The 14,085-nt window shown below is 45.3% G+C and carries 14 protein-coding genes; 9 read left to right on the top strand and 5 right to left on the bottom strand.

The window, feature by feature from the left end; translation table 11 throughout:
- Positions 1-4: 4 nt before the first annotated feature.
- Together LKE40_06730 and LKE40_06725 are read right to left on the bottom strand one after the other, a co-directional pair.
- Entirely contained in the window at positions 5-670 is a 666-nt protein-coding gene (locus LKE40_06730) for an IS630 family transposase (protein ID MCH3917143.1), read from the bottom strand.
- Positions 671-684: 14 nt separating this feature from the next.
- On the bottom strand, positions 685-1,200 hold the full coding sequence (locus LKE40_06725; GenBank protein MCH3917142.1) for a helix-turn-helix domain-containing protein: 516 nt from the start codon (positions 1,198-1,200) through the stop codon (positions 685-687).
- Between the two features lie 121 nt (positions 1,201-1,321).
- On the opposite strand from LKE40_06725, the gene LKE40_06720 reads away from it, so the two are divergent.
- Genes LKE40_06720 through LKE40_06705 form a run of 4 tightly spaced genes read left to right on the top strand, consistent with a single transcriptional unit; the run spans position 1,322 to position 4,323 of the window.
- Positions 1,322-2,020, top strand: a complete 699-nt coding sequence (locus LKE40_06720; GenBank protein MCH3917141.1) for a zinc dependent phospholipase C family protein — start codon at positions 1,322-1,324, stop codon at positions 2,018-2,020.
- Positions 2,017-2,598 carry a TVP38/TMEM64 family protein gene (locus LKE40_06715; protein ID MCH3917140.1) on the top strand — a complete coding sequence of 194 codons (582 nt, stop codon included), beginning with the start codon at positions 2,017-2,019 and terminating at the stop codon, positions 2,596-2,598. The genes LKE40_06720 and LKE40_06715 overlap by 4 nt, the downstream gene beginning before the upstream one ends.
- A 14-nt stretch (positions 2,599-2,612) precedes the next feature.
- A complete protein-coding gene (locus tag LKE40_06710; protein ID MCH3917139.1) occupies positions 2,613-3,692 on the top strand; it encodes a glycosyltransferase family 4 protein in 1,080 nt (359 codons plus the stop codon).
- Positions 3,676-4,323 (top strand): phosphatase PAP2 family protein, encoded by a 648-nt coding sequence (locus LKE40_06705; protein ID MCH3917138.1) that lies wholly within the window; start codon positions 3,676-3,678, stop codon positions 4,321-4,323. The genes LKE40_06710 and LKE40_06705 overlap by 17 nt, the downstream gene beginning before the upstream one ends.
- Positions 4,324-4,396: 73 nt before the next feature.
- On the opposite strand, the gene LKE40_06700 is transcribed toward LKE40_06705, so the two are convergent.
- Positions 4,397-6,253, bottom strand: a complete 1,857-nt coding sequence (locus tag LKE40_06700; protein ID MCH3917137.1) for a phosphoglucomutase — start codon at positions 6,251-6,253, stop codon at positions 4,397-4,399.
- 319 nt (positions 6,254-6,572) lie between these two features.
- Here LKE40_06700 and LKE40_06695 point away from each other — a divergent pair, with 319 nt between their 5' ends.
- The 5 genes from LKE40_06695 to LKE40_06675 all read left to right on the top strand — a co-directional run bounded on the left by LKE40_06695 (position 6,573) and on the right by LKE40_06675 (position 12,002).
- On the top strand, positions 6,573-7,199 hold the full coding sequence (locus tag LKE40_06695; protein MCH3917136.1) for a hypothetical protein: 627 nt from the start codon (positions 6,573-6,575) through the stop codon (positions 7,197-7,199).
- 270 nt (positions 7,200-7,469) lie between these two features.
- Positions 7,470-8,798 carry a sugar ABC transporter substrate-binding protein gene (locus tag LKE40_06690; protein ID MCH3917135.1) on the top strand — a complete coding sequence of 443 codons (1,329 nt, stop codon included), beginning with the start codon at positions 7,470-7,472 and terminating at the stop codon, positions 8,796-8,798.
- 119 nt (positions 8,799-8,917) lie between these two features.
- Complete coding sequence (locus tag LKE40_06685; protein ID MCH3917134.1) at positions 8,918-9,802, top strand: sugar ABC transporter permease; 885 nt, start codon at positions 8,918-8,920, stop codon at positions 9,800-9,802.
- A gap of 11 nt (positions 9,803-9,813) precedes the next feature.
- The gene (locus LKE40_06680; GenBank protein ID MCH3917133.1) at positions 9,814-10,656 is read left to right on the top strand and encodes a carbohydrate ABC transporter permease; all 843 of its coding nucleotides are present in this window, start codon (positions 9,814-9,816) and stop codon (positions 10,654-10,656) included.
- 5 nt (positions 10,657-10,661) lie between these two features.
- Positions 10,662-12,002 (top strand): phosphodiester glycosidase family protein, encoded by a 1,341-nt coding sequence (locus LKE40_06675; protein MCH3917132.1) that lies wholly within the window; start codon positions 10,662-10,664, stop codon positions 12,000-12,002.
- A 90-nt stretch (positions 12,003-12,092) separates the two neighbouring features.
- On the opposite strand, the gene LKE40_06670 is transcribed toward LKE40_06675, so the two are convergent.
- Both LKE40_06670 and LKE40_06665 read right to left on the bottom strand, forming a co-directional pair.
- Positions 12,093-12,494, bottom strand: coding sequence for a hypothetical protein (locus LKE40_06670; protein MCH3917131.1), 402 nt, complete (start codon positions 12,492-12,494; stop codon positions 12,093-12,095).
- A 3-nt stretch (positions 12,495-12,497) separates the two neighbouring features.
- Entirely contained in the window at positions 12,498-14,033 is a 1,536-nt protein-coding gene (locus LKE40_06665; protein MCH3917130.1) for a patatin-like phospholipase family protein, read from the bottom strand.
- Positions 14,034-14,085: the final 52 nt, after the last annotated feature.

Raw genomic sequence — 14,085 nt, 5'->3', positions numbered from 1 at the left:
AAAACTATTCCTTGACTACAGGATAAAGGCGCTTGAGTTTGATTCTGGCATCGCTTGTCTTGAACTGCCAGTCGATACCTTTCTGTCTTGCGTTCCTGTCCCGGCACCAGGCTGACACCTCCCTGGAAACCGTTGCCAGATCGGGCAATCTCCTTGTCTCGATGCACTGGGTGGTCAATGCGGAAAGTTCGCATTCGGCCATGTTCAGCCAACTGCCATGCTTCGGGGTATGATGAATCTCCAGTCTGGATGCGATGCGGAAGGCCTCTTCCGGACGGAAGGTGTCGTACAGTGACCCGATCTTGTGGGTGTTGAGGTTGTCCATGACCAGGCGGATGACCTCTGCATCCGGATAGTCCTCGTCGACGAGCCGCTTGATCTGATGGGCCCAGTCTTCCTTTGTCCTGCGTTCCTTTGCATCGGCATAGCGGTACTTGCCTAGCGGTTCGTTGAACATGAAGATGCTGCAGGTCCCCTTGCGGACGTATTCAGAATCCTCCCGCAAGGGCTTCCCCTGTTCCATCGGGATGCTCTTCCTTTTGTGTGCCAGCAGCTGCAGTGGCTTCTCATCCATACATACCACCGGCCTGCGGCTGTCATATGGCTGTGCGTAGAGGTCAAGCACATCCTCCATGGCCGCCACGAAATCGCCGTTCTGCTTGGCCGGGATGGTCCAGCACTGCTTCAGGTGAGGCTTGAATCGGTTTTTTTTAATGTCCGCGAGACTGACATGGCCGATATCTCATCGATATATTCCAGTTCCACCATCTTCTCGGCAAGCAACCTGACGGTCCATCGGGCATGGCCCTCGGGAACCGGACCGCAGCACAAGGCTATGAGATGGGCCTCCATCTCGCCGGTGATCTTCGTCTCCCTCGGCCCTTTCTCCCTCCGCTTGCGGTTGACCACGGCCTCGACATCCTTGCCGAGCTCATGGAATGCCTTCTTCACGGACTTTACTGTCGGGAGGCTTACCCCGACCCTTTCCGCTATTACCGGTTCCGTGTCCGGCCGCCGGGCTCCTGAAGTGTCGCATTCCAGCAGAAGCCTTGCACGTTTGACGGCCTGCACCGGCCTGACTCCCCTGGAGATGAAATCCTGCAGGTATGTTCTTTGTTCCTCGGTCAATGTGATGGTTCTCTTTGTGTATCCCATGGCAGTATCCTCCTTCATTGTTCTCCAATACAAAGAATACTGCAAGTAGTATTAAAAGTCTATATTTAAGTGTTACAGACTACTAGTTTAACAATCGTTTAAGCATACATTAAGTTGATGTAATCTTCTGCTTCTACACTGTAAATATGATAGGAGCGGAAGACAGATGAAATATATGTCTCATAAAACATTGGCAGCTTGGATAGATATATCATTACTGGGAAAAAGGTCACAGTTGGAACGTAAGGCATTCAGATTCGGCTGTGTGGAACCAGATTTTAATCCTGGAACTTTTTTGAAGGGATCATTACATGCAAGAGCTTTCAGAGGACATGATTTTGCCAACTCTTGGAAAACTATTCAAAGGACTGCAACGAAAATGGATACACTTCGGCATTCCTCTGTTTTTACTTTTTATGCCCTTGGCAGATTGATCCATTACGTAACCGACGCTTTCACTTATCCTCATAATGTAACATTCCATGGGACTCTGAAAGAACATATGGCTTATGAAAAAAAGCTTGGTGATTCTCTTTTGGTTATTCTTTTTACTATCAGTGGGGAAAAGAGTTCCATACCTATACTTTCTTGTGATTCTGTTCCATTGTTGTTTTCAAATGCACATGAACTTTATCTTGAGATTTTTCCATCAGCAACAACTGATATCCGATGGGCATTGAACGTGAGTATGGCAATTGTCATTACTGTCCTTGAAAATATAAACAATTCATATAATATCCCTAAAAAAGAATTACAGCATGAAAGTTATAGTGGTATCGGACTGATGCCATTGTTTGACAGGTCGGAATTAGCTATTCCGCGTGGTTTCTCCCATACTTCCAAGGCAAGAGAGACTATTATATGAAATCAACAATTAAAAGGCTGACTCTTATTGCTTTTTTCAGTTGTCTGCTAATTGGTTTCTGGGGGTATCATGCAGGGCTCTTTACTTCTCAGGATACTCTTAAGGCTTTTCTGGACAAATATGGCAAAGCCTGCATGGCTTTGTTTATTCTGTTCCAAATTGTCCAAGTTGTCATCCCGATTCTTCCTGGTGGCATCAGTTGCCTTGCTGGTGTCCTTCTTTTTGGTGCCTTAAAGGGTTTTTTCTATAATTATGTTGGCATTTGCCTAGGGTCACTGCTGGCATTTGGAATTGCCAGGAATTATGGGAAACCTTTGATGGGGACTTTGTTTCCGAAACGATTAATCGACAAATATACTTCATGGACGGAAAATTCCGAGAGATTCTTCAAAATGTTTGCCATTGCCATATTTCTGCCGCTAGCTCCTGATGACATTCTCTGTTATCTTGCTGGGACTACTTCAATGTCATGGAAGAGGTTTTCTGCCGTTGTTTTTTTGGGAAAACCCTTTGCCATTGCGGCTTATAGCCTAGGACTCTACATGATTTCACGTCATATATTTCCGAAAATAGTTTGAGAAGGAGGATAGTGATGGGTATATATCTATATCTAGGTGGCTTGCGTCTGGTAGGTAAGAGCGGTATTGGACAGGCTATCGTTCATCAGAGAAAAATGATCAGCCGGCTCAGCATACCTTTTGCATATGCTTTTGCTGACGCTGAAGCTGTACAAGTGAACACGATATTCTTGGATTCCCTTTTTGTAGCTATATATGCACGGATAAAAAGAAAAAAAATCATTTATTATGCTCATTCTACAATGGAGGATTTTTGTAATTCATTCAGAGGATCTGATATTCTTGCACCCTTGTTCCAAAAATGGATTTGCTTTTGCTATGGATTTGCTGATGTCATCATTACACCTACTGTCTATTCTCGGGACTTACTTATACATTCTGGTATCACTAAGCCAATAAAGGTTGTCAGCAATGGAGTGGATACGCAGTTTTTCAAACCGGATAGGGAGTGCCGCCTGCGCTTCAGGAAAAAATTCGGTTTCAGCAATGACAGAAAAGTCGTGATTTCTGTCGGACACTATATGGAACGAAAAGGAATTGTTGAATTTATTGAACTTGCACGTAGCATGCCTCAGGTCACTTTCCTCTGGTTTGGCTACACGGCACCTTATCTCATACCTTCGAAGATAACAAAGGCAATTGCAGAAGCTCCTGATAATTTGCAGTTCCCTGGTTATGTTGATCAGGAAGACTTGAGAGATGCGTATTGTGGCAGTGATGTTTTTGTATTTCTAAGCCATGAAGAAACTGAAGGAATTGTAGTTTTGGAAGCGCTTGCTTGCGGTACCGATGTCATTGTCAGGGATATTCCAGTCTATGACGGTTGGCTTAAAGATGGGAGGAATGTATACAAAGCAAATGGGATTGAGGATTTTCAACGGCATATTGAATTGCTGTTAAACCATGGTTTGCCATCACTTGTAAACCACGGACAGGCCGTTGCAGCCAGTCATAGTATTCAATCAGTCAGCAGTCAACTGGATGCTGCCTACCGATATTTGGGCCTTTGCTATGGAAAAAATACAAAGCGATGCCTGGCGACATGTAAGCCGGACGCGGAAAAGAAAGGAACACTGTATGGGACTGGGGCATAAAAGAAACACGGAATTTATGAAATTGTTGCTTTTGGTCATTTGTTTGGCCTTGATGTCCTTTTTTGTGATTGCCTCAATAGGCAGTACCAAGGAATTTGATTTCCTTGATGGTATCCAAACCTATCTTCGATCTTCTTTCATGGATTGGCTTATGCCGTTGCTTTCGTTGGCTGGAAAAGGGGGAGCAATCTGGATTATTTGTGCAGTAATATTGTTGTTCCTGCCTGACTACAGAAAACAGGGGTATGTTTTACTTCTTGCGTTGCTGTTTTCTGTGGCCTTCTGTACGTTGTTGCTCAAGCCTTTGGTAGGGAGAATAAGGCCTTGCAATGTACATTGGGCTGTACAGCTTCTTATTCCCAGGCCGACAGATTTTTCATTTCCTTCTGGACATACTTCAGCTTCTTTTGCAGCAGCTACTGCGTTGTATCTTTCTGGAAGGAAGAATCTGAGGCTTTGGATTCCTGCATATGTCTTGGCTGCTTTGATTTCGTTTTCACGAATGTATCTTTATGTACATTATCCCTCAGATATAATCGGGGGAATAATGGTTGGATTGCTGGCCGGCAATATTGCTGACGCAATCATTGTAAGTTTTGAGGAATATGCAAGTAAGCACCGGTTGATGTAAACGCAAAGCTTTTCTTCCTAGTGCTACGCCATATGCATTCTGCTTGGCAGATTGATGTGTCCTTTCTGCAGGACTATTGTGTATCTGCCTGAGTAATCAGTTCCCTTTCCATGTTCAATAGGAAATCATGCCGATCGCTGTCACATCCACGACAGTCGACCAAGATTCTGAAAATGGGTTCTGTACCACTACCTCTCATCCAGATGAAATCCGTTTCTACTCCAAGTTCATTGCAGAAAGAAATTTTCAATCCACCTTTATAAGGGGGAGTTCGGAACGTAGAACCGACACCTTGCCTGCAGACAGTTCCTTCCATTTGATATTCTACCCAACTGGTGATGCCGAATTTTTGTTCGAACATCTCCTTATGTTTTTCAAAATATGCTCTGAACAGCTCTTCAAAACGTGTCTTCAGCAGTCCGTGATCTTTTGTGACGTGTAACTTTGCCTGTTTGCTGAACGCATCAGTGGTTGAATATTTCGGCAGGCTGTTCAATATGTTTTCAATGGTAAGGTTTGTGTTTTTATACCCTGATAATTTTCTAAATGTCGCAAAAATATCCGGATCAGTCAGCAGGTCTACAAGGCTCATCAGAGTGTTCATGGGATCCCTGACTTTGGCAGGGAAGGTAATATTGCCTCCGTTTGAACCTTCACCCAGCAATTTGACTAGGTAACCCTTGTCCCGCAGTTGCTGTGCAAGTTGTACGACATTGGCTTCTCCGACTTCTGCCCGAGCAACTTCGACATTGAGGGTATGGCATAAGGCATCGATTCTATTTGATGTAGGTCCGTTCACGGCGATTGCCAGTTTTGCATCCGGGTGCAGCATACGCATCTTGCTGAGAACAGCCAAGGCCACTAGGGCGAAGACTTCCTGTGCCTTGAGGATGTAGGCTTTTCCGTCTGATTCCTTGATATAGACCAAGTTGCCTCTGTCTCCGTCATTGTCAGGGACATAGCCGAGCAGGAAATCCTTATCCTTTGCATAGGTCGTTTCCAATGCCTTGCGGCAAGGTTCAAGATTTATCCCTTCTGGGACGATACCATGTACAATCTGTCGTGGCATGTCATTGATAAAACAGGTCTTGATTCCTATTTCAGCAAGAAATTCTTTGTCGATTGAGGCAGCTCTTGCGCTGCCATTGAATTCTCCGACAATACCTATGGGAGAGGCGGTCAGTTTTTCCTTGAGCTGTGTCAGAAACTTGTTTTCTTCCTTTCCCATTGAAGCAGTCTGCAATACGAAGCTCCGGTAGGCAAGACAACTTCTTTCATGTTCATTGGGAATGTCTGCCAAGACCTGTTCATAGGAAGAAATATCAGTTTGCTGGATAAGTTTTCTGCAGAAAACTACCGTATTTGGATCGTGGACCATTTGTACAAGGTCCTTTGCAAGCTGTGCGGTGATTGGACCAGGAAACACGCCACCGTCGGTACCGAATTTAATTCCATTGTGGCCTATGGGATTATGTGAGGCTGTGATGTAGAGAAAGGCATCTGCTTTTTCCATGGCGCTGTAAGCCATGATCTGAGGTGCTGCAGCAATGAAAAGAGAACGTACTTTGAAACCACATGACAGAAGCGTACGGGTCATCAGGTCTAGGATTGTAGGTCCTGTCGGCCTTGCGTCAATGCCTACAAGTATGGTTTTATCTTTTGAAATTGCCATGTTGTCATCGGAGGCACCTAGATAATGGGCCAGGCTCAGTGCCATCATGCAGCAGAGGTATCGATCCGGGATTGAGATGCTTGGTTCCTTGTCTTCTTCTTTTCCTGAGCTTGCAAAGACCTTTCTCCATCCAGAGGCTGAGAGGATAGTATTTCCAAGTGATTCCTGTAACTGTGCTGATGTCGGAATTTCCGGTCCCAAGGGTTCCCCTTGGGAATCTGCGATAAAAAGATTTGTACTGCTGTCGATAAATTTCATGTTGTTGTAGCTGATATCCTGCTAGTGGACTATCAGATCTCCTTTCTCTGCATGGAGTAAACTGGAATAGGTGCATCCAACTTTCGCAACATAGGATACTGCTGATACTTCTGCTATTCAAGTATGTCATTTCTGTTTGAGTCAGATAATGCCTCTTTACTGTTGACACTTGATGTTCAGTTCTAGAAACCCGATGCTGTCATAAGGTACAAAAATGGTAGCTACTTATTTCCATTTTGTGACTTACTATGTCTATTGAAGTCTTTTTTCCAGTCTGGTAGGCTTGCAAGGAGTCGATAAGCCGTCAAGGAAGGTGATGATGCAAAATGAAGTGTTGGTTCTGGCTGCTTCGAAAAGTGAACTAGGTTGGTGCTCACAGCGGGACGGGGTGCAATCTGGGATTATCGGAACAGGCAAGGTCCAGGCATGTGCCAATACCATGCAGATTGTTCAGGAAGCGAAGCCTGATGCAGTATTCCTTGTAGGATGGAGCGGAGCGACCATACCCTCAATCAGGATAGGCGAAGGGCGCTGGGGATATCGTTGCATCCAATATGATATAGATTTGCAGGCTTTCGGGTTTTGCAGAGGCATAGTACCGGATGGGAAAGGTGGCCAAAAGGGAATGTTGGACTTGGCTTTGCCTGGTAGAATCGAGGGTGTCCTGCTTGGTTGTGCCGACCGTTTCTTGCTTCGCAGGTACCGTGAAGAAAATCCTTGGCTGGAAGACTTGGGAATCGGCATGTGTGATATGGAAAGCTATGCTGTGGCTTTTGCCTGCCTGAAACTAGGTGTGTCTCTTTATGTCTACCGTGTTGCCAGCGATGATTATGAAGGACACCGTCCCAAGTCTTTTGGTAAGTTTATGTCAGAGGCTGACAAATCCTTCAGCTTTGCATTTGATACATTGTTGCAGTATCTCACCCATAATTCCTTTTTGCGATAGTCTCAAAGGATAGCTGGATTATCGGCTGTATACTCTGTTTTGGAAATCTCAACGTCGCTTTATGGTATGGTATAGTTCCATGTAATCTTGATGTTTTCAACATATAGATAAAAAAAGATGAATATAACAGATGATCAAAAGTGGTCTATTTTCTTTTCACTTACCTAATAGATTTTCTATGGTATATCAAAAATTTAATATTTTTTTAACGTCTTGCGGTTTGACAGCAAAAAAGCCTATAAGATAGAATCCCACTCAATAGGAGATTACATGAAAAAGACAGTAGCCAGTCTGCTGGTATTCATCTGCTTGGCAGCTTCAGTTTTTGCAAATGGAACAAAGGAAACCAAGCCTGTTTCCTCTGACACTTCGACCCCTGTCACTCTGGAATGGTGGTCATGGGATCCTTCCCTCAAGGAAAAAAACGAGGCCTTGATCAAACAGTTTGAAGCCAAGAATCCTGGTATAAAGGTAAACCTTGCCACTGCAAGTACTTCTGAATATTGGACGAAAATTCGAATATTGGCAAATCAGAAAAAGCTTCCGGATGTCTTTACGATGAGTTCCGGATATATCGAGGAATGGAGAAAGTCCAACCTCATGCTTAATCTTGATTCCTATATCAACAATGACCCCGATATCAATGATTTCTATAAGTCTCTCATTGATGCCGGCAAGACCATCAGCGGTGGTGACCGTTATGTTGCCATGCCTTTTGCCCTGGTAACGACGGTACTTTTCTATAATAAAGGTATGTTTGATGCCGCCGGACTTTCATATCCTACTGCTGATTGGACGTGGGATGATTTTCTCAATGCTGCCAAGAAGCTGACTATCGACAAGGATGGCGATGGAAAAATCGACCAATGGGGTTTCTGGAGATACGGTCGGTATGCTCAGGTCGAACCTTGGGTCTATGCTGACGGTGGAAACCTGATTGATCGTTCCAAGATGCGTTTTGCTCCAGATGCCAATGCAATGGAAACCTTGAAATTCCTTACGGATTTGACACTCAAGTACCATGTAGCACCGACACAGAAGGAAATGAGTGATGTCCGTAACCAGGATATTTTCCCGAAAGGACTGGCTGCCATGTGGGTTGATGGTTCTTGGTTCATTGACAACAATCGCAATGTAGCAGATCCCTCGATGCGCTGGGGTATTACGACAGTTCCTGTCGGCCCTCATGGGCAGAAGGGCATTGTCTATGGTTGGCCTGATTACTATGCGATTGCACCTAATGCCAAGCATCCTGATGCAGCTTGGAAACTGTTGAAATATATTGCAGGACAGGGGCAGACAGCGGATATGTTCATGGCAGGTAAGATTCCGTCTTACAAGCCATTGGCAACTTCGTCTACATTCAATGACCCAAGCAAACAGCCTGCCGAGATTTCCATCCTGACACAGCAGGCTGCCCAGACCATGAAGACTTCCTTTACAATGGGCTGGTCTGAATGGAGAGGGTATGGCGCGGCTGCAAACCTTGGTCTCAACTCAATTTTGGATAGTATCATCAATGGAGATATGAGTTTTGATGAGGGCATGTCCAAGGCTGACAAGAATATTAACTCCGTGCTTGCGCGCTATTATAATTGATCGGAATGTAAAGTGAATGGATGACAGGGGTTGCCGATCCGACGACCCCCGTCTGTGTATACGATGAGAGATGGTATTCCTTTCAAAAAGAAGCTATCTGCAAAGAAAGGGATGATAAAGTGAGAAGAAGAAAATTATGCTGGCATGGCCCGTTGACTCCGTGGCTGTTCCTGCTTCCGACGGTCATCGGATTGCTGGTGTTTCGTGCAATTCCTGTAGGAGCGGCCTTCTATTTGGGTTTTACCCGGTGGTCCCTGCTGAACAATCCTGTATTCATTGGCCTACGGAACTATAAGGAAGCGTTTGCAAGCGCTACCTTTTTCAAGGTGGTGACCAATACGGTCGTGTTTTCTCTGATTTATGTGGTAGGTGTCATGGTCGTCAGTCTTGCCTTTGCCTTGCTGATCAACAGAAAACTCAAGGGTATCAACTTTTTCCGGGCGGCACTCTATCTGCCTGTCATTACCTCTGCAGTAGCCGTAGGCATTGTATGGAACTGGATTCTTGGACCACAATACGGAATCCTGAACATTATATTGACGAAGTTGGGCATTACTCCTCCATACTGGTTGGGCGATCCCCGTTTGGCCTTGCTGTCGGTTTCAGTCGTACAGGTGTGGAAGATGGCCGGATATTATATGATACTTTTCCTTGCCGGCCTGCAGAATATGCCCCATGAGGTACTTGAGGCTGCAACTGTAGACGGGGCAAAACCTTTCCAGAAGTTCTTTCATGTTACGTTGCCGTTGCTCTCTCCTACGACATTCTTCGTCCTGACGGTAGCTATCATTGATTCATTCCACAATTTTGAGTTGATCTACACCATGACCAAGGGAGGACCCCAGAACGCAACGGATACGCTTGTGTATGATGTATATCTCAATGGATTTGTCAATTATCGTAATGGATATGCCTCTGCAGTTGCCTTTGTCCTGTTGATTTTCGTCGGCGTGCTGACGCTTATGAACTTCTATATCAAGAAGAAATGGGTCACCCAAGGCTGAGGAGAGCAAACATGCGTAAAAATAACAGAATCCAGACGACAGGTGTGTATGCCTTGCTGATATTGGTTGCCTTGGTAAGTATTTTCCCGTTTCTCTGGATGGTTTCCAGTTCTTTCAAATCTGATTCCAATGTCTTTTCTGCTACGCCTAGTCTTTTTTCGGATATGTTGTTCAGGAAGGATATGTTCCGTAACTATCAGGTGGTACTCAAGGAGTTTCAGTTCAGCCGGTACATCCTCAACAGTCTGTTTGTCAGCCTTTCCTGTGCAATAGGACAAGTACTTGTCTGTTCCTTGGCCGGTTTTGCATTTGCCAAGATGAAATTCAGAGGCAAGAACTTTGTTTTCAGTTTTTTGCTGATGACCATGATGATTCCTGTCCAGGTCACTATCATCCCTGAATATTTTCTCATGATGAGTTTCGGATGGATTGATTCCTTTCTCCCTTTGATTGTCCCTTCATTCCTTGCAGGGGCTTTCGGTACCTTTATGTACAAAGAGTTTTTTGAGGTTGTTCCCCAACCACTATTTGATGCCGGTATCATTGATGGCGTCGGTGCCTTCGGTATGTTCTCACGGATCTACTTTCCTTTGACTGCTTCCCCGACTGTAACCTTGTTTATCATCGCTTTCATGAATGCATGGAATGGCTTGCTTCGTCCCATGCTGTATATTTCGACGGACAAGCTGCAGACGGTGACACTTGCTCTGACAGCTTTCCAAAGCCAGTATGATACGCAATGGAACCTCTTGTTGGCCGGCAGTGTCATATCAATACTCCCATTGCTTATCTTATTCGTTTTCTGCCAACGTTATATCATCGAAAGTGCAATGGGCTCAGGCGTCAAGGGGTAAGAGTTATGGAAAGTTATACCGGACGTAAGAATTTTGGAAACGGAGAGTTTGCCGATTACCAGATAGTTGATGGTTTTTCCTGGTCGGATCTCAGACCTGTGTACGGAAAGACAGATTCTATTTGTGTCGCCGAACTGATGAGGTTGTACACAGTCAACATCATTCCGAAGGACCGTGAACATTTTCCTACATTCATTTTGGCCTATGTTCCGGATGATCTGGATTTTCCGTTTGCGGTGGAGACACCTGCTGGCCTTATCCTTGACCGGCAACTTTGTGTTGCCTATTGGTTCCGAAGCTTGTATGCACAGGGAAGACTTACCGTTGACCGAAAAAAAATTCATTGTACTGATGCCCGTGTACAGGAGTTCTTTGATACGCTTGCTGCACGTTCCCTGCTATATGTTGAGGAAGGTATGGCTGTAGGTGTCAGATACCAGCCAGTTGCTTCTACGATGGGACTTCTGAGCAAGGCAAAAGGATTTTTCTTCATGTTGAATTCACACTTTTTCCTGATGGACCCTCTGGACTGTGCCGGTGAATGGGATAAACTTGGAACACCGTACGGATACCTGCAATGCCAAGGGAAAATCCTGCAGCCGCCGCTGTTAGGCAGAGCTGCCCTTATGGTGGGCTTTGATGGCAAGGTAAGGATTTCCCATCCAAGGCTCAGTGATATCAGTGTCCAGGTCGGTAGATATGTCTTTAAGGATGGTAAGAATGCCAGATTCTTCAGTCGGCCTGCCATGGAACGTTCTCCTGTGGCCCCTGGGTATATCGACCTTGTCATAGAAAACGGTGGCATTGCCTGCGTACATGCCGACGGCGATACTATGATTCCTTTGGGAGGCTTTGTCCTTTCTTACCCGCGGGATGAAGGAAAAATTGAAGGAGATGTATCGTTCCATGGGTTTGAAGATACTGTATTTGGTATCCAGGTAGGACCACCCCTTATAGCAGCCGGGAAGGGGTATGATACTTTTGATACTCCGTTCTTTGCCGGCAAGGGACCGGCTTTTCCTCCTACGGTATATCCGCTTTCATGGGAACATGGGAGGGCTGCCAGGATGGCTGTCGGTATCATCAAGGACAGGCCTGCAGTGCTTTGGGTCAGTGGAACGAATGTGCGGTTCTATGAACCTGGTAAGCTTAGTGCAGGAGTTTCCTTATCTGAATTTGTCTTGCTGTGCCGTAATCTGGGAGCCGAGTGGATGGTTAATCTCGACGGAGGAGGCTCGTCAGGAATCTATGCTCCGGATGGCAGCCATGCCTTGCATCTGGCTGACCGGTATCTTTCACTTGAGGATGCCGAGCGCCCTGTACCGCTTGGCCTGGGGCTCATTTGATTCATTTCATGAACTGCCAAGGCAAGGGTAGAGATAAAGCCTGGGGGTACTTTTTTATGCAGGCATCTGTGTTTGCTGCTTTGCTTATTCCTATACGTTCCCAAGTGAAAAATCGCCGACCAGCTTGAATATGCCATTTTCTTGGACGATTTTAATTTTACGTTGGGGAAAATACTTGGGAATGAGGTCATTTATTTTTTCAAATGCGGCACCCCTTATCTTTTTCTTGTCTTCTTCCTGCACTGTTGACAAAGTCCTGATTTCAATGTCAACGAGGTATCCCCTTCCGGCTTTTGATCCATATCCTAGGGAAAACCTTGTCCCTGTTGAAAACAAACCGTCATAGGAGGGACTTGCTGTTGTTCCCCGTTGCATCCTGTTTGGATGAATCGGATAAATTGTACCGAAATTGTCTTCGAGGAATTCATCAAGTTCATCACAGAGCTTCCTCATGGTCGTTTCCAAGGCAATCTGTTTCGGATGGCTTGCCATTGCTCAATTTTCTCCTTCATCATCGGAAAGGCCATAACTTTTTAGTAGTTCCTGATAATCGGGCGAAGGCAGTGCTTCTGCTTGCTGTGGGCTGTCTATTTTGTTTTTGCTGTCATCTGACGGCGGCAGAGGAAGTGCTGTGGCTGTGCCAGCATCCTTATTTCCGGATTTGAAGTTCTGTAGCAGGTGTGAGAATGAAAAACGTCCCGGTTTGGCTGTATGTGTTCCAATACTCTTAGCTACAGGTATATTTGTTTTCGTTTCATTCTCCTGTATGGCATTTTCCTGTTTTTTTTCTTCTTCCTTTCTGCGTTCGTCCTCCAGTCGCTTCAATCTGTCGGATTCTTCTTTCCTTTTCCTGAGCAATTCTGCATCATCTATGGCATTTACCTGTGGCTGCCGAACCTGAGAGAAATCTGTGCGTTCAGTCAGAAGGTTAAGGTATTTCTCAATTTCTTCCTGTTGGTTGTTGAAGATGGATATTCCATAGTTCTTAAGTTTGTCGATGCTTTGAAAAGAAGTATCATCCATTTTGATCCTGTCATCTGCACTGATGTTCAGATTCAGTCTTGTGTAGGTAACATCCGGAAGCTGGGAGGCGATTTGATCAACAAGCTGCATTTGGCTCGCAGCATAGATTTTCTGCATCGGTGCACCTTTTGCCGGATCAATCCATCCGATGACTCCACCACCGAGGTCGAGGCTGTCAAGCTTGAACTCAATGGTTGCCGTGGACAGTGAAATAATGTGGAATAATGTACAGTCCGGATAGAGTTTCCTTGCTTCTGCATAAGCTGCCAGAGTCGGATTGTTCGCAATGATACCACCATCGACAAAACTTCTTCTTTGTCCGCTGTCATGGTCTTTTATCTCGAATGGCGCAAAGTAGGTCGGTGCAGCACTGGTTGCCCTGGCTGCTTCCTTTATGAAGTAACCTTTGTTATTCCAAGATGTGAAACAGTATGGTTCACCATTGCGTACATCATAGGTCGTAACCATCGTCGGGACCAGGCAATCCTCCATCATGGAAAGTCGGAAGGTATCATCCAGGAATGAAACAAGATCCCGCTCGTCATATTTTTCTCTAAGTACTTGTCCGAATATCCTGCGGTTTTGTTTTGGAAATATCCTGGGACCATTGGAAGCATAAAGGTCGACCAATGCGGCAGGATCACATCCCCGTGCTATTACCAAGGGTTCTTTTTGCTGTGCGGATTTTTTACCTGCTAGCTTTGCCCACCAGCTCAATGGTTTTGTCGGATATGTAATCAATACATTGTTTCCTTCTTCTGCCTTTATATTGACCAGGGAGGATGGAGCACCCAAAGCCAAGGCAAGCAGGCCTCCGGTTGAAGTTCCTGCTATGAGATCAAAATGGGCATAGAAGGGTAGCGTGTCGCCTTTTCCCTTTAGGCTTTCTGCAAGTTTGCTGAGTAATACTGCCGGCACGATACCTCTCATGCCTCCGCCATCTATGGCAAGTATAAATCGCTGTTCAGCTTGTACTTCAGCCTTTTTCCTTATTTTGTTGCGAATCATTTCTGCTCCTATCTTCCCGTGTCCATAAAATAACACTTTTCATACGATTCAA

The sequence above is a fragment of the Spirochaetia bacterium genome (genome assembly GCA_022482625.1).
Lineage (GTDB): Bacteria > Spirochaetota > Spirochaetia > Sphaerochaetales > Sphaerochaetaceae > Pleomorphochaeta.
Note: the sequence above shows the minus strand (reverse complement) of the source record. Positions and strands in the feature narration are given on the sequence as shown.

Bases quoted from the DNA above. Each gene is read 5' to 3' on its own strand.
- LKE40_06720 (MCH3917141.1), top strand. From the start codon at position 1,322: ATGAAATATATGTCTCATAAAACATTGGCAGCTTGGATAGATATATCA.
- LKE40_06715 (MCH3917140.1), top strand. From the start codon at position 2,017: ATGAAATCAACAATTAAAAGGCTGACTCTTATTGCTTTTTTCAGTTGT.
- LKE40_06710 (MCH3917139.1), top strand. From the start codon at position 2,613: ATGGGTATATATCTATATCTAGGTGGCTTGCGTCTGGTAGGTAAGAGC.
- LKE40_06705 (MCH3917138.1), top strand. From the start codon at position 3,676: ATGGGACTGGGGCATAAAAGAAACACGGAATTTATGAAATTGTTGCTT.
- LKE40_06700 (MCH3917137.1), bottom strand. From the start codon at position 6,253: ATGAAATTTATCGACAGCAGTACAAATCTTTTTATCGCAGATTCCCAA.
- LKE40_06695 (MCH3917136.1), top strand. From the start codon at position 6,573: ATGCAAAATGAAGTGTTGGTTCTGGCTGCTTCGAAAAGTGAACTAGGT.
- LKE40_06690 (MCH3917135.1), top strand. From the start codon at position 7,470: ATGAAAAAGACAGTAGCCAGTCTGCTGGTATTCATCTGCTTGGCAGCT.
- LKE40_06680 (MCH3917133.1), top strand. From the start codon at position 9,814: ATGCGTAAAAATAACAGAATCCAGACGACAGGTGTGTATGCCTTGCTG.
- LKE40_06675 (MCH3917132.1), top strand. From the start codon at position 10,662: ATGGAAAGTTATACCGGACGTAAGAATTTTGGAAACGGAGAGTTTGCC.
- LKE40_06670 (MCH3917131.1), bottom strand. From the start codon at position 12,494: ATGGCAAGCCATCCGAAACAGATTGCCTTGGAAACGACCATGAGGAAG.
- LKE40_06665 (MCH3917130.1), bottom strand. From the start codon at position 14,033: ATGATTCGCAACAAAATAAGGAAAAAGGCTGAAGTACAAGCTGAACAG.